This is a genomic window from Roseobacter sp. TSBP12, assembly GCF_009129705.1.
Lineage (GTDB): Bacteria > Pseudomonadota > Alphaproteobacteria > Rhodobacterales > Rhodobacteraceae > Celeribacter > Celeribacter baekdonensis_A.
Genome location: NZ_PYIB01000028.1, coordinates 141,416 through 158,777, shown reverse-complemented (window position 1 = coordinate 158,777; position 17,362 = coordinate 141,416). Strand labels below are relative to the sequence as shown.

Below are 17,362 nucleotides of genomic sequence, written 5' to 3'. Positions count from 1 at the left end.
TTTGAGGCTTTGCGACGAGGTGCTATATGACCCGAGGTGGGCAAACGAAAAACCGGGATGAGAGCGAGCGCAGTTGCATTGTGACGCGCGAAGCGCAGCCGAAGCGTGGTCTCATCCGGTTTGTTGTTAGCCCGGACGGGCTTCTCGTTCCGGATCTGTCAGAGAAACTTCCCGGTCGCGGGATTTATGTCTCGGCAGAGCGCGATGTTTTGGAAGAGGCGCTCAAAAAGCGTCTCTTTTCCAAGGCGGCGCGAATGGATTTGACGATCCTGACGGGTTTGTTGACCTGCTTGAGGTGGGTTTGACGGACCGCGTTGTGCATTTAATCTCCTTGGCCCGTAAAGCCGGAGATGCCGTGTGTGGGTTCGAAAAAGTTAAGGGCTGGTTGGCAGATGGGCGGGCAAAAATTTTGCTTCAGGCCTCTGACGGATCAGAACGTGGCAAAGGCAAACTTTGGACACCAGAGGGAGGCCGTTGGTTCGGTCATCTGACGAGTTCCGAATTGGGTTTGGCTTTTGGACGCGAAAGTGTGATACATGGCGCGCTCGCAGGTGGCGGACTCAGCAAACGTGTTGTAGAGGAAGCCACACGCCTGATGGGCGTGCGCGAGACAATCGGTGGAGAGGCTCCGCCGGGAAGGGTAAGACGACGAAATGAGCGATACAGACGGCAAGAAACCCCTCGGCCTTCGGGGCGGCCCCGGATCGGTGAAACAGAGCTTTTCCCACGGGCGCACGAAGAGTGTTGTGGTCGAGACCAAGCGTAAACGAGTCGTGGTGCCCAAAGCCGGGTCCGCGAAACCGTCTGCGTCGGGTGCCGGAAAAGCCCACTATGGGGACCCATCAAAACGTCCTGCGGGCATTTCCGATGCGGAAATGGAACGCCGGATGAAGGCACTGGCTGCGGCAAAATCTGCCGAAGTTCAGGATGCTAAAAACCGTGCGGAAGAAGAGAAGGCGCGCGAAGAAGAGCGCGAGCGCCGCCGCCGTGAGATTGAAGAAAAGGCACGCGAAGAAGCGGAGCGTGAAGCCGCGCTCAAAGCCAAGGAAGAAGAAGAAGCTCGGGCCAAGAAAGAGGCGGAAGACGCCAAGAAGCGCGAGGTTCAGGCGAAAAAGCCGGCGGCTGTGGCTGCGCCCAAGGTTGATGATGACCCGGCTGCGGCTCAGGTTGCTTTGCAAAAGCAAATGGACCGTGGCGGACGCCCTGTCACGCCAGCGCCGCGCGCGCGTGAGCGTGAAGAGACAGATCGCAACAACCGCAACAAAGTGGCGGACAACCGTCGCTCTGGCAAACTGACCGTGAACCAAGCGTTGACGGGCGGCGAAGGCAATCGCCATCGCTCCATGGCGTCGATGAAGCGCAAACAAGAGCGTATGCGTCAGAAGGCTATGGGCAACGAGCAACGTGAAAAGGTTGTGCGTGATGTGCGTGTCCCGGAAGCCATTGTGGTGTCCGAGCTTGCCAACCGTATGGCCGAACGTGTGGCTGATGTGGTCAAAGCGCTCATGAACATGGGTATGATGGTCACACAGAACCAATCTATTGATGCCGATACGGCTGAATTGATCGTCGAAGAATTTGGCCACCGCATTTTGCGCGTGTCTGATGCTGACGTTGAGGATGTGATCCAACAGGTTGAAGAAAAACCCGAAGATCTCAAACCGCGTCCGCCGGTTGTCACCATCATGGGTCACGTTGACCACGGGAAAACCTCCCTGCTTGATGCGATCCGCCATGCGAATGTGACTTCTGGTGAGGCGGGTGGCATCACCCAACACATCGGCGCCTATCAGGTGACCACCGATTCGGGCGCTGTTCTCAGCTTCCTGGATACGCCGGGTCACGCGGCCTTTACCTCGATGCGTGCCCGTGGTGCGCAGGTGACGGATATCGTCATTCTTGTTGTGGCGGCTGACGACTCGGTCATGCCGCAAACGATCGAAGCGATCGCCCATGCCAAAGCGGCAGGCGTTCCGATGATTGTGGCGATCAACAAATGCGACAAACCGGATGCCGATCCGAACCGGGTACGGACCGCGCTTTTGCAGCACGAAGTTGTTGTAGAAGCCATGTCCGGCGACGTGCAGGACGTGGAAGTTTCCGCGAAAACGGGCAAAGGGCTTGATCAACTCCTCGAAGCCATCGCGCTTCAGGCAGAGATCCTTGAACTGAAAGCCAACCCTGATCGTGCCGCCGAAGGTGCCGTGATTGAGGCTCAGCTTGATGTGGGCCGTGGTCCGGTGGCGACGGTGCTTGTGCAAAAGGGTACTCTGAAACGTGGCGACATTTTTGTTGTGGGCGAGCAATGGGGTAAAGTCCGCGCGCTTGTAAACGACAAAGGCGAGCGTGTGGATGAGGCTGGTCCGTCTGTTCCTGTTGAGGTGCTTGGTCTCAATGGCACGCCCGAGGCCGGTGACGTTTTGAACGTGGTCGACACCGAAGCACAGGCGCGTGAAATCGCAGAATATCGCGAACATGCAGCCAAAAACAAACGTGCTGCGGCGGGTGCTGCGACAACGTTGGATCAGCTTTTGGCGAAAGCGAAAGCCGATGAAACCGTGTCCGAGTTGCCTATCTTGGTCAAAGCGGATGTGCAGGGCTCGGCCGAAGCAATCGTTCAGGCGATGGAAAAAATCGGCAACGACGAGGTGCGTGTGCGCGTTCTCCACTACGGCGTGGGTGCGATCACCGAATCCGACATCGGCCTTGCTGAGGCATCTGGTGCTCCAGTCATTGGTTTTAACGTCCGTGCGAACGCTCCGGCACGCAACTCTGCAAACCAAAAAGGCGTGGAAATCCGGTATTACTCGGTGATTTACGATCTTGTGGATGACGTGAAAGCGGCGGCTTCTGGCCTTCTTTCTGCTGAGATTCGCGAGAACTTTATTGGTTACGCCCAGATCAAAGAGGTCTTTAAGGTATCTGGTGTCGGTAAAGTTGCAGGGTGCCTTGTCACCGAAGGCGTTGCACGTCGCTCTGCGGGTGTGCGTTTGCTGCGTGATGATGTTGTCATGCACGAAGGGACGCTCAAGACGCTCAAGCGCTTCAAGGATGAGGTCAAAGAGGTCCAGTCCGGTCAAGAATGTGGTATGGCTTTTGAGAATTACGAAGACATCCGTCCGAACGATGTCATCGAGATTTTTGAACGTGAAGAAGTTCAGCGGAATCTCGAGTAACTTCGACCAATATATCAAAATAAAAAGGCGAGCCAAACGGCTCGCCTTTTCTTCATTCTGCACGCTGATTTCTAATCAGGCGACTTTTTTGACGGAAACAGGTTTGCCCTCGAAGGTTTTGTCACCAACACGAACCTGGATGTTGCCATCGGCGGTTTCACCAACAAACAGACCTTGGACGGAAATGTATTTCCCGACAGAGATAGAACGCATCATCTTGTTTGCCCCCAACTGAAATGACGTTAGAAACAAATTAGCCTATAAATATTTAAAAATCATTCACAAATTTAAGACAAATCTGTCATTTGAGCACAAATGTTGTGCAAATGAAGGCAATAACCACAGAATATTCCGTTTCTGCTTTGCAGCATTTCACAAAAGGTCGCGAAGCATGGGAATCAGTGGGATGTCTGCCGGGGGCATTGGGTAGTCACGCAATTCAGAGACCTTGACCCATTTTAATACCTGCCCCTCACGCGGATGGGGAATACCGTTCCATTTGCGACAGGCAAACAGCGGCATCATCAGGTGAAAGTCGTCGTAGCTATGCGACGCAAAGGTCAATGGAGCGAGGCAGGAGTTCCACGTCTCAATACCAAGTTCCTCATGCAACTCACGTACAAGCGCGGCTTCGGGTGTTTCACCGGGCTCAACTTTACCACCGGGGAACTCCCAAAGACCCGCCATGGATTTGCCTTCGGGGCGCTGTGCCAAAAGCACGCGCCCCTCGACGTCGATCAAGGCAACTGCCGAAACGAAAACCAGTTTCACGAGCGATAATCTGCGTTGATGGTGATGTAGCCGTGGGTCAAATCGCAGGACCATACGGTGGCCGTGCCATTGTCGAGGCCGAGGTCGACACGGATCACGATTTCGTCGTTCTTCATGTAGGCCGCGCCCGCCTCTTCGGAATAGAAGGGGGAGACCCAGCCATCCTCGGCCACAAGGATGTCGCCAAACCAAATCTTGAGGCGATCCCGCTCGGCCCGTTCGCCGGATTTACCAACAGCCATGACAATACGACCCCAGTTCGGATCTTGGCCGGCCACAGCGGTTTTGACCAAAGGCGAATTGGCAATCGCCATCGCGACACGGTGCGCCGGGCCATTGGCATTTGCGCCGGTGACCTGAACCTCAATCAGTTTGGTTGCACCTTCGCCGTCACGGGCGATTTGAATGGCGAGGTCTTTCATCACCGCATGAAGCCCTTCGCGGAAGGCATGAACACGCGGATCGGCGAAATCGGTGATAGGTGCCATATCCGCCTTACCTGTCGCGGCCAGAAGCACCGTGTCGGAGGTGGAGGTGTCGCCGTCCACCGTGACGCAGTTAAATGTCTTGGCATTGTCGAGCCAGATACATTGTTGCAGCACATCGCGCGAGATGTTTGCGTCGGTGAAGATATAGGACAGCATCGTCGCCATGTCGGGTGCAATCATGCCGGAGCCTTTGGCGATTCCGGCGATTTTGACGGTCGCACCATCAAGCTGAACCGTCCGTGTGGCGCCTTTGGCAAAGGTGTCCGTGGTCATGATCGCGCGGGCGGCCATGCTGATGCCCGCCGCATCCAACGCGGCGTCGAGATCGGCGATTTTGGCGGTGATCCGCTCCCATTTCAGGGGCTCGCCGATGACACCGGTGGAGGAGGTAAAGACGCGGGTTTGGTCAATGCCCATGGTGTCTGCCACCGCTTTGGTGATCTTTTGCACCGCATCCATGCCGTTTTTGCCGGTAAAGGCATTGGAATTGCCGGAGTTGACCAAAATGGCGGCTTTGCCCGAACCATCGAGGCCAATCTTGTCCTGACAGTCCAGCACGGCAGCGGAGCGTGTCGAGGAACGGGTGAAAACGCCGGCCATGGCTGTTCCTTCGCACAGTTCCGCCAGCATCACGTCAACGCGGCCAGAGTAGCGCACGCCCGCCTCCAAGGCGGCAAAACGCACCCCTTCGATGACAGGCAACTCGGGAAAGCCCGATTTGGGCGCGAGCGGGGAAACATGTTCGATTTTGGCCATGGTCGGCGTCCTTGCTACAAAACGATCTTAGTTGGCGAGCAGATCATCCATCCGCAACACGGAGGGATCAATGCCGTCAACGCGCTCAACTGCGCCATCCGATTCGAGGGAGGCGATTTTGTCCTGAATGGCTTTGTCTTGGATTTCTGCGGCCAATTCATCCTGCACGTCGGCCAGCGGCGGGACCTCTGACAGGCGCGTTTCCATCAGTTTGATCACATGCCAGCCAAATTGGGTCTGAACCGGCGCGGAGACAGTGCCTTCTTCCATGTCCACGACGACCTGTTCAAATTCAGGCACCATCATGCCGAGGCCGAACCAGCCCAGATCACCACCGTTCGGACCCGACGGACCCGTCGATTTTTCGCGGGCGAGATCGGCAAAATCTGCACCAGCCTCCAGATCGGCCTCAAGCGCTTTTGCCTCATCTTCGGTCTCTACCAAAATATGCGCGGCGTGATATTCGCGACCTGGCTCAAATTCGGCGAATTTGGCGTCATAGGCGGCTTTGAGGGAGGCGTCATTCACCGCCTCTTTCGCGATGGTTTCAAGCATGGAGCCGGCAATCACGACGCGTTCTTCATTCTCGATCTGGTATTTCAGCGCCTCACCAATCTCGCCTGCGGATTGTTTGAGAATCTCCTGCTGGACGATCTGATTGAGGATTCCATCGTAAAGCTGTTCGTCGGTCAGGCTTTGATATTGCGGCGGAAGACTTTGGCGTGCGGCGATGAGATGACCAACTGTGATCTCCGCGCCATTGATTGTAGCGACCACAGTCTGAGCTGTCACATCTTCGGCATGAAGCGGGCTCATGGCAAAAAACGCGGCGGAAATGAGAGCTGTGGCACCAGAAATGCGGTATTTCATCGAGAAAATCCTTCCTGTCGTCCCCATATCGGGGCGCGACGTTGACACTGTTGATGTGGCCCCTTACATCGCCTTAGGTCACTGAAGAGGAGCCTTCCGCCTGTTTCTATGGGGTGAATGGCACTGGGGCAATCCCTCCTCTCACACGATCCTGTCAGGACGCATCGAGCGGAGAGAATATGCTGGGCATCGGTACACTCGCGAAAAAGGTTTTTGGGACTCCTAACGATCGCAAGATCAAGGCGACCCGCCCTCTCGTGGCTAAAATCAACGGGCTGGAACCAGAGTTTGAAAAGCTCGATGACGCCGGTTTGATCGCAAAAACCGAAGAATTTAGAAAGCGGGTGGCCGAAGGCGAAAGCTTGATGCGCTCTTGCCGGAGGCCTTTGCCAACTGTCGCGAAGCGGCGCGGCGCGCGCTTGGTCTGCGCGCTTTTGACACGCAGTTGATGGGCGGGATTTTCCTCCACGAAGGCAACATTGCCGAGATGAAAACCGGCGAAGGTAAGACGCTTGTGGCGACCTTCCCCTGTTATCTCAATGCGCTGTCCGGTCAGGGTGTTCACGTCGTGACCGTCAACGAATACTTGGCCAAACGCGATTCTGAATGGATGGCGAATGTGTTTGAAGCGCTGGGGATGACCTGCGCCTCAATCTATAGCCAGCAACCCGAAAACGAGAAACGCGCGGCCTATGCCTGTGACGTGACCTATGCCACGAACAACGAGCTTGGGTTTGATTACCTGCGCGACAATATGAAATCCGAACTGGGTGAAATGGTTCAGCGCGGGCATCATTTTGCCATCGTCGATGAGGTCGACTCGATCCTGATCGACGAGGCGCGCACACCTTTGATCATTTCCGGCCCCTCTGATGACCGGTCTGAGCTGTACCTGACCATCGACAAATTGATCCCGGAATTGACCGACGCGCATTTCGAGCTGGATGAGAAAACTCGTCAGGTGACCTTTACCGAAGAGGGCAACGAATTCCTCGAACAGCGCCTGCATCAGGCGGGTCTTTTGGCCGAGGGTCAGACGCTTTACGATCCCGAAAGCACCACCATTGTGCACCATGTGAACCAAGGTTTGCGGGCGCATAAGCTGTTTCAGAACGGCGTTCACTACATTGTGCGCAACGGTGAGGTCGCGTTGATCGACGAATTCACCGGGCGTATGATGTCGGGCCGTCGTCTGTCGGAGGGTCTCCATCAGGCGATCGAGGCCAAAGAGGGCGTCGAAATCAAGCCCGAGAACATCACCATGGCATCGGTGACGTTCCAAAACTATTTCCGTCTTTATGAAAAACTGTCCGGCATGACCGGGACAGCGGCCACCGAGGCCGAAGAGTTCATGGAGATTTACAAACTTGGGGTGGTCGAAGTGCCGACCAACCGTCCGATTCAACGTCTTGATGAGCATGATCGGGTCTATCGTACGGAGGCGGAAAAACTGGCCGCCGTGGTCGAGTCCATCCGCGAAGCGCATGAAAAAGGTCAGCCGGTTCTTGTTGGCACCACCTCGATTGATAAGTCTGAGGATTTGTCAAAACTTTTGACCAAAGAAGGTATTGTCCACAATGTGCTCAACGCCCGTCATCACGAGCAAGAAGCACAGATCGTGGGGGACGCTGGCAAATACGGCGCGGTGACCATCGCGACCAATATGGCCGGGCGTGGGACCGACATCAAACTCGGCGGTAACGTTGAGATGAAGGTGATGGAGGCGCTTGCCGCCAATCCAGAGGCTCATCCCGACACCATCCGCGCTCAGATTGAAGCAGAACACGCCGCCGAAGAGCAACGTGTTCTTGAGGCGGGCGGGCTTTATGTTTTGGCCACTGAGCGTCACGAGAGCCGCCGTATCGACAACCAGTTGCGGGGCCGTTCTGGCCGTCAGGGCGATCCGGGTCGCTCGCTGTTTTTCTTGTCTCTCGAAGATGACCTGATGCGGATTTTCGGCTCTGATCGTCTCGATAAAATGCTGTCGTCCTTGGGGATGAAAGAGGGTGAGGCGATTGTGCACCCTTGGGTCAACAAATCCCTCGCCAAAGCACAGGCGAAGGTCGAAGGCCGTAACTTTGACATCCGCAAACAGCTTTTGAAATTCGACGACGTAATGAACGATCAGCGCAAGGTGGTGTTTTCCCAGCGCCGTGGCATCATGGAAGCCGCAGACGTGAATGAAATCGTGGCGGATATGCGCCACGAGGTGATCGAAGAACTGGTCGCGGAGGCTATTCCACCGAAATCCTATCCCGATCAATGGGATGTTCCAAAACTGCAGGAATCTATTGCTGAGACTCTCAACATGGGCCTCCCGGTGCAAGATTGGGCGGACGAAGAGGGCGTCGATGATGAGGCAATCATTGATCGCATTGCTGAACAGTCCGATGCGATGATGGCGGAAAAAGCGGCGGCCTTTGGCGACGACCAAATGCGCCAGATCGAAAAGCAATTCCTGCTGAACACCATCGACGCCAAATGGCGCGAGCATCTTATGACGCTCGAACATCTGCGTTCTGTTGTTGGCTTCCGCGGCTATGCACAACGTGATCCGCTCAACGAGTATAAAAACGAAAGCTTCCAGCTTTTCGAAACCATGCTCGACAGCTTGCGCACGGAAGTGACCCAAAAACTGTCGCGTGTGCGCCCGATGACCGACGAAGAGCGCAACGCGATGTTGCAACAGCTTATGGAACAGCAGGCGGCCGCGACGGCGGGTGCTCAACCGGTTGCCCCGGATCAAGACGCTGATTTAAGCCTTGATGCTGCGCCCGGTTTTGATGAGGCGGATGTGACAACCTGGGGCAATCCAGGCCGCAATGATCTCTGCCCCTGTGGCTCCGGGAAAAAATTCAAACACTGCCACGGCGCTGTTTAAATCACTCACTGACAATGGTTAGCCCGCTTTCGATCACCGGAGGCGGGCTTTTTCTTGCCGCAATGGGACCTCAGAAAAATCAGATTTCTCCGCTACATCCTTAATAAATGGTCAAGGGTTTGGTGGAGGATGTAATGCTCCCTAAGGGTAAAATTTTAACTGCTGTAGGCACGCTGCTCGCCGCTTTTGCGATTGGATATGTCATGCAAGGCGGCGCCATTGCGGCACGCATTGATCCCACCGATGAAAATCTTGGGCAAGCGCTGTCTTTGGCGTCGGGTGTACCGCTTCCTCCCGCGGCGCTCGTCGTCAAACCTCCAACCCTTATACAAGAATCCCCTCTGCTGCGCGTGGCTGCCCTGGAGCAAAATCACCTGTCTCCTGCTGCGATCTCTGATGCTTTGCAGGCCTCGGACGACATCATTTGCCCCGTCAGCTTAAAGGCCGTTTCAATGGCGGATGCGATGGTCGGACTCACTATGGCCGCGCCCTGTGCGGCGGATCAAACCGTCACCTTCACTCATGCAGCTCTACAGTTTTCCGCCCTTCTGGATGCCAGTGGCGAGCTCTTTCTGACTGTGCCCGCCTTAGAAAAATCTGCGCGCTTTGAGGCGACGCTTGCATCCGGTGCGCAGGTTGAAACCAGCTTGGACGTCTTCACCATCGACACCTATTCCCGCGTCGTTTTGCAATGGATTGGCGAGGCTCATTTCCAGTTGCACGCTTTTGAAAACGGAGCCGAGTTTGGCGCTGTGGGTCATATTTGGAGCGAAGCGCCCTCGGAACCCACACGCGCCAGAACGTCTCATTCCGGCTATATGATTGAATTAGGCTCCGAAGTTGCGCCACATGCCGCGCATTCTCAGATCTATTCTTTTCCTGTTGATTGGGCGGAAACCGAGACCCATGTCGCATTGGTGGTCGAAGTTGAAGTGACAGAAGCCACCTGTGGTCGCCAAATTGGTGGTAAGATATTTGAGATTGCGCCCTTCGCCCCTACGAAAGGCCAGAGCTTTTTTGTCGATATGCCGGATTGCCATGCGATTGGCGACTTTATCCAGTTGAAAAATATCGTCCCAGAGTTGAAAATCGCCAGCAACTGATTGCCCCCGGTTTTCATGCGAGGCTAAGCGCTCATGTCCAGTCAAAGTGCGGCGAAAATCGTCGCATTGACCCTTTCCTTGTTCTTGCCTCTCATGGCGCAAGCCCAAGACGTAAACCTTCTGTCACGCGATGGGACAATTTCAATCTCAGGCACGTTTCTGAGTTTCGATGGGGAATTCTACCGCGTCGATACGGATTTGGGTGTTCTGACAGTCGACGGTACAGGCGTGCAATGTGAGGGGCCGGGCTGTCCCGAACTTGATGGGTATTATGCCCAAATTCGTCTGTCTGGCGATCCCACCGGTATGTCGGACCTGGTCCCTGCTTTGATTACGGCTTTCGCCTTGCGCAATGGCTATGTGGTCGAGGAAGAGCCGGGGGTCGATGGTCAAACGGCGCTTTTGCTTTTGGACGCTGAGAGCAAACTGGTCGTTGGCGAATTTCTGATCGCACCGACCTCAAGCGGTGAAGGTTTCGCGGATCTCGTTTCCGAGAATACCGATGTTGTTGTGTCGTTGCGCAAAGTGTCTCCCATGGAGCGGTCGTTGGCGCAGGAGGCGGGTGTTGGCGATCTGTCCGATCCCCTGCGCGCGCGCGTGATTGGTTTGGATGCTTTGGTGCCTGTCGTGTCGCGTTCAAACTTGCTTGAGGGGCTGTCGCTCACCGATCTGTCCAATATTTATACCGGGTCGGTCACAAATTGGAGCGAAGTTGGTGGCGCTGATGCTCCCGTGTCGCGCCATGTGATGCGTGACGATTTGCGAGAGGGCAGTGAATTTCGCCGGATGATTCTTGCCAAAGGGGCATCTGCGACAGATGAGTTGACCGTACATGACAGCTACGCCGCTTTGAGTGCTGCGGTTGAGCATGACCCATATGCCATCGGATTGGGGCGGATGTCGGCAGGTGGGTCGGTTAAACCGCTTGGGCTGACGGGGGCTTGTGGATTTGAAGCGCAAGCCATCGCGCCGGACATCAAAACCGAAGACTATCCGCTGACCCGTCCCGTCTTTCTCTACACACCCGCGCGGCGTTTGCCGAAATTGGCGCGAGAGTTTCTTGAATTTGCTGTATCGCCCGCAGCGCAGGTTGTCGTTGCTCGCACGGCTTTTGTGGATCAAGGGGTGGACCACCTGTCGTTCCGCGATCAGGGCCGCCGATTTGCCAATGCAATCACCCATGCCGGAGACGAAATCTCGCTCGATGATCTCCAAGATGTGACCGCGGCCCTGCAAGGGGCCAAACGGCTGACTTTGGGGTTTCGCTTTGAAGGGGGTGCCATCGGTCTCGATGCGCAATCGCGGTCCAACGTGCATTTGCTTGCGGAACTGATTGAGGCGGGGGTCTATGACGGCAAAGAATTGATGTTCGCGGGATTTTCCGACGGCGAAGGTGCCGCGCCAGTCAACCGCGCACTCTCGGAGCGGCGCGCCAATGCTGTGCTGTTGGCCGTGCGTCGTGCGCTTGGCGAAGCCTTTGAACCAGATCGGCTACGATTGAGCGTCCAAGGCTATGGCGAAGTCATGCCGCTTGCCTGCGATGACGTTGCTTGGGGTCGGTCACTTAATCGTCGGGTGGAAATTTGGCTCAGAGAATTATAATAAATCAGAGATAGCCTGACCCACGAAAACTCAGCTCAGTCGATTTTCCAATGATCAGGTGATCGTGGAGCTGAATATCGAGCGCCTCTGCGGCATCGCGGATTTGGTTGGTCATGGTGATGTCTGCGTCTGATGGCGTCGGGTCGCCAGAGGGATGGTTGTGGACGAGAATGAGGGCAGAGGCATTGAGTTCAAGCGCCCTTTTAACCACCTCACGCGGGTAGACCGGCACATGATCCACCGTACCGCGTGCCTGTTCTTCATCGGCGATGAGGATGTTTTTCCGATCCAGATACAGCACGCGAAACTGTTCGGTTTCCCGATGTGCCATGGTGGTGTGGCAATAGTCCAAAACCGCATCCCAGCTTGAAATCACCGGGCGTTGCATGACACGGGCGCGGGCAAGACGATGCGCCGCCGCCTCGACGATTTTCAGCTCTTGGGCGACGGCAAGATCGACGCCCTCAATCTCCAAAAGTCGGGAAATGGGTGCGGAGATAACGCGGTTGAAATCGCCGAAACTCTCGATCAGCGTTGCCGCAATCGGTTTTACATCCGCACGCGGAAGAGCGCGGTAAAGGATGAGTTCCAAAAGCTCATAATCCGGCATCGCCTGCGCGCCGCCATCAAAGAAGCGATCCTGAAGGTGCTTTTTATGATTGCGCAGGTAGCTTGGCGGACGCGAGGGGAGGACAACGGGACGGGCTTCTTCGAGATCGAAGAGCCAGTCGGGCATTTCGCGAAACGCGGAGGGGTGCGGTGTTGTGGTCATGGAGTGAATCCATCCCACGATTCGCTAAAAAAGTAGTTAACGGCTTTTAACCGGCGGCATAGATATATACGCCGCCAGCCAAAGGTTTTAGCTTTTCATTCCATCCCAAAAAGTCTTTACCTTTTTGAAAAAGCTAGAACTTTCCGGGTTGTTGTGGTCTTCACCGAGCTTTTCAAACTCCTGAAGCAACTCTTTTTGTTTCGAGGTCAAATTGACGGGCGTTTCCACCGAAAGCTCGATGAACATGTCACCCTGACCACCTCCCCGCAGCGCAGGCATGCCTTTGGCGCGTAGGCGCATTTGGCGACCAGATTGGCTCCCTGCGGGGATTTTCACGCGAGAACGCCCGCCATCAATGGTCGGAACTTCAATGTCACCACCAAGCGCCGCCGTGGCCATAGATACGGGGACAGAGCAATGCAAATGCACGCCGTCGCGCTCAAACAGATTGTGCGACCGCACCTCGATGAAAATGTAGAGATCACCCGTGGGACCGCCACGAAGCCCTGCCTCGCCTTCGCCAGCTAGGCGAATGCGCGTGCCTGTTTCGACACCTGCGGGAATGTTCACAGACAGAGAGCGCTCTTTTTCAATGCGCCCAGCACCACGACAATCGGGGCAGGGGTCTTTGATCGTCTGCCCCAGACCACCACAGGCCGGACAGGTGCGTTCAACGGTGAAAAAGCCCTGTTGCGCGCGGACCTTGCCCATGCCCGAACAAGACGGACAGGTTTGCGGTTCGGCACCGTTCGCAGCGCCTGTGCCGCTGCAGCCCGTGCAGGCAACGGAGGTCGGGACAGTGATGGTCTTTTGCGCGCCCTTATAGGCCTCCTCTAAGGTGATACGCATGTCGTAGCGTAGGTCTGCACCGCGTTGCGCACGCGACCGCTGACCGCCGCGTTGACCGCCCATGAAATCGCCAAACAGGTCATCGAACACGTCGGAGAAGGCCGACGAGAAATCGCCATGACCGCCACCAAAGCCACCGCCAGCACGCCCGCCACCGCCCATGCCACCCTGTTCAAAAGCGGCATGACCAAACCGGTCATAGGCGGCCTTTTTATCGGGGTCTTTGAGCGTGTCGTAGGCTTCGTTCGCTTCTTTGAACTTGGCCTCTGCCTCGGGGTTGTCTTTGTTGCGGTCGGGGTGAAATTCCATCGCTTTTTTGCGATAGGCTTTTTTCAATTCCCCAGCATCCGCGCCTTTGTTGACGCCAAGCACCTCATAGAAATCGCGTTTTGCCATGGATTTGGTCCTTTCGGGAACGCCCTAAAACGGGAGAGGCCGGTTCGATGGTTCGAACCGGCCAATCGGTCCCTGATACGCGTTAGGAGCGCTTGTCGCCGCCGAGATCTTCGAAATCGGCATCAACGATGTCATCATCAACAGACGACGGACCGTCATCCATATCGACATCGTCGCCTTGGCCCGCTTTGCTCTGTTCAGCCTTATAAATGGCCTCACCGAGCTTCATGGCAGCGTCAGTCACGTTTTGAATGCCCGAACGGATTTTATCCGGGTCTTCGGTTTCAAGCTGATCTTTGAGCGCAGCAATCGCAAGTTCGATGGCTTCAACGGTGGTCGGATCAACCTTGTCGTTGTGCTCTTCGATCGCCTTTTCAGTCGAGTGAATGAGGCTTTCGGCTTGGTTTTTCGCTTCGACCAATGCTTTGCGGGCCTTATCGGCGTCGGCATTTGCCTCGGCGTCTTTGACCATTTTCTCGATGTCCTCATCGGAGAGGCCACCAGAGGCTTGGATCGTGATCTTTTGCTCTTTGCCGGTGCCTTTGTCTTTGGCACCCACTTCGACGATACCGTCGGCGTTGATGTCAAAGGTCACTTCGATTTGCGGCATGCCGCGCGGTGCGGGCGGGATGCCTTCGAGGTTGAATTGGCCCAGCATTTTGTTGTCGGCGGCCATTTCGCGCTCACCTTGGAACACGCGAAGTGTCACGGCGGACTGGTTGTCCTCGGCGGTGGAGAAGATTTGCGACTTCTTCGTCGGGATCGTGGTGTTGCGGTCGATCAGACGGGTGAACACGCCACCCAGCGTTTCGATGCCGATGGACAGCGGGGTCACATCAAGCAGCAACACGTCTTTCACGTCACCTTGCAATACGCCGGCCTGAATGGCGGCGCCCATGGCAACTACTTCGTCCGGGTTCACACCTTTGTGCGGCTCTTTGCCGAAGAATTTGGTCACCTCTTCGATGACTTTCGGCATACGGGTCATCCCGCCAACCAACACGACTTCGTCGATGTCAGAGGTGGACAGGCCAGCGTCTTTGAGCGCAGCTTGGCACGGTTTGATCGAGTTTTTGATCAGGTCGTTCACAAGGCTTTCCAGCTTCGCACGGGTCAGTTTGACCACGAGGTGAAGCGGCGTGCCGGAGGACGGGTCCATGGAAATGAACGGCTGGTTGATCTCGGTCTGGCTGGAGGACGACAGTTCGATCTTGGCTTTTTCAGCAGCTTCTTTGAGGCGCTGAAGGGCCATTTTGTCTTTGGTCAGATCGACGCCATGCTCTTTTTTGAACTCACCCGCGAGGTAGTTCACGATGCGCATGTCGAAATCTTCACCACCAAGGAATGTGTCGCCGTTGGTGGCCTGCACTTCAAACACGCCATCACCGAGTTCGAGGATGGTCACGTCGAATGTCCCGCCGCCAAGGTCATAGACTGCGATGGTCTTGGTTTCGGATTTGTCGAGGCCATAGGCCAAAGCCGCAGCTGTCGGCTCGTTGATGATCCGCAGCACTTCGAGGCCAGCAATCTTACCGGCGTCTTTGGTGGCTTGGCGTTGGGCGTCGTTAAAGTAAGCCGGAACCGTGATGACGGCCTGGGTCACTTCTTCGCCGAGATAGGACTCGGCGGTTTCTTTCATCTTGCCGAGAATAAAGGCGGAGATTTGCGAAGGCGAATATTTGTCGCCACGCACTTCAACCCAAGCGTCACCATTGCCGCCATCGACGATGCTGTAGGGAACGAGGCTCTTGTCCTTTTCCACTTCGGCGTCACCGACGCGACGACCGATCAAACGTTTGACGGCGAACACTGTGTTCTCAGGGTTGGTCACAGCCTGACGTTTGGCCGCTTGACCAACGAGGCGTTCATTGTCGGTAAAGCCGACGATCGAAGGCGTGGTACGTGCACCTTCAGCATTTTCAATAACCCGGGGTTGCGAACCATCCATGATGGCAACGCAGGAGTTGGTGGTCCCGAGGTCGATACCGATGACTTTGGCCATGCTCAAAATCCTCTCTTAGGCGATGTTAAAACGAGGGGCCCATTTTGGCACCCGCCGTTGATCCCAGTGATCTTGACCGATCAGAATATCCGAACCGATCATTGCTTCTCGGCGTATATAAGGAGGCGTTTGGCCCCCTGCAAGTTGTGCAAGGCGCTCAGGGACAGGAAAAATGGAGTCATTTCAGAGGAAAATGACAAAGGAGGGGGAAAATGGATCGACCAAAGGCATTAAGTCTGCGTGGGATGCGCATTTATAAGGGGCTTATTGCGGCAGAGGATCAAAAGGCAATCATTGAAGATCTGCGCGAGGTGACGCGGCGCGCGCCGCTCTTTTCGCCGATGACGCCTTATGGAAAGCCGATGTCTGTGCGTACGACCTCTGCGGGGCGGTTTGGCTGGGTCTCGGATAAAGCGGGGTATCGCTATGCCGATCGGCATCCGAATGGGCAAAACTGGCCGCCCATTCCGAAACGGGTTCTCACCATTTGGGAGCAGGTTGCGGGCACAGAGCGGTCGCCTGAGTGCTGTTTGGTCAATTTTTACGGCGAAGGTGCGAAAATGGGGATGCATCAGGATCGCGATGAGATGGATTTTGGCCAACCTGTTGTGTCGATTTCCCTGGGGGATGAGGCGCTGTTTCGGGTTGGTCAGGCGACCCGTGGTGGCAAAACGGAAAGCGTTTGGTTGCAGTCCGGCGATGTGGTGGTCATGAACGGTGAAGCGCGCCTGTTGTATCACGGCATTGATCGGATCAAGACTGGCACCAGCACGCTTTTGCGTGATGGGGGTCGTCTCAATCTGACATTGCGCGTTGTGACGTGACCGCGATCACCGCGCGCCCCAGCTCAGCGACACGCGTTTGCGGGTGAAAAATTCGGCAAGCAGCCCGATGGTGACAAAGATCATTGAAAAGACAGCTGGGTAAAGGACCGAACTGTAATGCGGGTTGTAATTGACGAAGGTAAAGCCGCGGGCCTGGTCAATGGTGTGAAACAGCGGGTTCCACGAAAAAAAGGCAAGCATGTAGCCCGGTGTTTGATTGGCGACGAACATCTTGCCGGAGGTAAACATATTGGCGCGGGTGTAGACTGTTTGCACGATGCCCACCATGCGCGGGGCCCATGGTTTGGCAGCCAAAACCACAGTGCCGATGGCGGATCCGGAGGCCCAGGCCATAAGCAACATCCCAAAAGCGCCAGCGGCATCCTGAAAATGCACCTCTCCCCAGCCCAAGGAATAGACGATGAGGATCACCGCGACTGATAGGACCTGGATGTAAAGGGTGCTGAGAGCGGCGGAGGCGATGGAAATGGCGGTGTTCATCGGCGCGTGTTGCATCATCGGCGAGGTGGAATTTTCCGCACCGGCAACCGCGCCAATGGCTTTGTTATGCGTCAGAAACAGGAAAATCCCGGACATGATGAATAGCATAAAATCTCCTCTGATCGCGACGCCACGGATACCGAGAATGCTGTACATAAAGGTAAAAACAAACACGAGAATCATCGCCTGTGTCATATTCGAAATCAGACCCAGAAGCGGGTTTCCGTGTGATTTTCGGACATGACGCACGGTGTTCACGAAAATAAGCCTCAGGATCGTCAGCGCGGCTGAGAACCCGCTTCGGCTTTTTGCGTAATGAAACATCGTTCATGTGTCCTGTAGGTTAATCGCGCCTGTTTCTTCGGGATTTC

At 55.6% G+C, this 17,362-nt stretch carries 13 protein-coding genes and 2 pseudogenes; 7 read left to right on the top strand and 8 right to left on the bottom strand.

Annotated elements, in window-relative coordinates; genetic code table 11:
* Positions 1-26: 26 nt before the first annotated feature.
* Positions 27-628: pseudogene (locus tag C8029_RS09070) on the top strand (RNA-binding protein); the annotation flags it as partial.
* A 25-nt stretch (positions 629-653) separates the two neighbouring features.
* A complete protein-coding gene (gene infB, locus C8029_RS09065) occupies positions 654-3,176 on the top strand; it encodes a translation initiation factor IF-2 (protein WP_009570347.1) in 2,523 nt (840 codons plus the stop codon).
* Positions 3,177-3,251: 75 nt separating this feature from the next.
* On the opposite strand, the gene C8029_RS22005 is transcribed toward infB, so the two are convergent.
* From C8029_RS22005 to C8029_RS09050, 4 genes are all read right to left on the bottom strand, one after another.
* The gene (locus C8029_RS22005; RefSeq protein WP_009570345.1) at positions 3,252-3,392 is read right to left on the bottom strand and encodes a hypothetical protein; all 141 of its coding nucleotides are present in this window, start codon (positions 3,390-3,392) and stop codon (positions 3,252-3,254) included.
* Between the two features lie 156 nt (positions 3,393-3,548).
* Positions 3,549-3,947, bottom strand: a complete 399-nt coding sequence (gene mutT / locus C8029_RS09060) for an 8-oxo-dGTP diphosphatase MutT (RefSeq protein WP_009570344.1) — start codon at positions 3,945-3,947, stop codon at positions 3,549-3,551.
* Positions 3,944-5,191 (bottom strand): bifunctional glutamate N-acetyltransferase/amino-acid acetyltransferase ArgJ, encoded by a 1,248-nt coding sequence (gene argJ / locus C8029_RS09055; RefSeq protein WP_152002782.1) that lies wholly within the window; start codon positions 5,189-5,191, stop codon positions 3,944-3,946. The genes mutT and argJ overlap by 4 nt, the downstream gene beginning before the upstream one ends.
* A 27-nt stretch (positions 5,192-5,218) precedes the next feature.
* Positions 5,219-6,061: a peptidylprolyl isomerase gene (locus C8029_RS09050; RefSeq protein WP_152002781.1), complete on the bottom strand. Its 843-nt coding sequence runs from the start codon at positions 6,059-6,061 to the stop codon at positions 5,219-5,221.
* 179 nt (positions 6,062-6,240) lie between these two features.
* Between C8029_RS09050 and secA the strand changes: the two are divergent.
* The 4 genes and pseudogenes from secA to C8029_RS09035 all read left to right on the top strand — a co-directional run.
* A pseudogene (gene secA, locus C8029_RS09045) lies at positions 6,241-8,651 on the top strand (preprotein translocase subunit SecA); the annotation flags it as partial.
* A 9-nt stretch (positions 8,652-8,660) separates the two neighbouring features.
* The gene (locus C8029_RS22955) at positions 8,661-8,942 is read left to right on the top strand and encodes an SEC-C metal-binding domain-containing protein (protein WP_353617597.1); all 282 of its coding nucleotides are present in this window, start codon (positions 8,661-8,663) and stop codon (positions 8,940-8,942) included.
* Between the two features lie 134 nt (positions 8,943-9,076).
* Positions 9,077-10,045, top strand: coding sequence for a hypothetical protein (locus C8029_RS09040; protein WP_152002780.1), 969 nt, complete (start codon positions 9,077-9,079; stop codon positions 10,043-10,045).
* A 33-nt stretch (positions 10,046-10,078) separates the two neighbouring features.
* On the top strand, positions 10,079-11,647 hold the full coding sequence (locus C8029_RS09035; RefSeq protein ID WP_152002779.1) for a phosphate ABC transporter substrate-binding/OmpA family protein: 1,569 nt from the start codon (positions 10,079-10,081) through the stop codon (positions 11,645-11,647).
* Between the two features lie 4 nt (positions 11,648-11,651).
* Here the strand turns inward: C8029_RS09035 and radC are convergent, their stop codons facing one another.
* From radC to dnaK, 3 genes are all read right to left on the bottom strand, one after another.
* Complete coding sequence (radC, locus tag C8029_RS09030; protein ID WP_009570333.1) at positions 11,652-12,419, bottom strand: RadC family protein; 768 nt, start codon at positions 12,417-12,419, stop codon at positions 11,652-11,654.
* Positions 12,420-12,506: 87 nt separating this feature from the next.
* On the bottom strand, positions 12,507-13,664 hold the full coding sequence (dnaJ, locus tag C8029_RS09025) for a molecular chaperone DnaJ (protein ID WP_009570332.1): 1,158 nt from the start codon (positions 13,662-13,664) through the stop codon (positions 12,507-12,509).
* 82 nt (positions 13,665-13,746) lie between these two features.
* A complete protein-coding gene (gene dnaK / locus C8029_RS09020; RefSeq protein WP_009570331.1) occupies positions 13,747-15,666 on the bottom strand; it encodes a molecular chaperone DnaK in 1,920 nt (639 codons plus the stop codon).
* A 212-nt stretch (positions 15,667-15,878) separates the two neighbouring features.
* Here dnaK and C8029_RS09015 point away from each other — a divergent pair, with 212 nt between their 5' ends.
* Complete coding sequence (locus tag C8029_RS09015) at positions 15,879-16,490, top strand: alpha-ketoglutarate-dependent dioxygenase AlkB (protein WP_152002778.1); 612 nt, start codon at positions 15,879-15,881, stop codon at positions 16,488-16,490.
* 6 nt (positions 16,491-16,496) lie between these two features.
* Here the strand turns inward: C8029_RS09015 and C8029_RS09010 are convergent, their stop codons facing one another.
* Complete coding sequence (locus C8029_RS09010) at positions 16,497-17,315, bottom strand: ABC transporter permease (RefSeq protein ID WP_009570328.1); 819 nt, start codon at positions 17,313-17,315, stop codon at positions 16,497-16,499.
* Positions 17,316-17,362 lie beyond the last annotated feature (47 nt).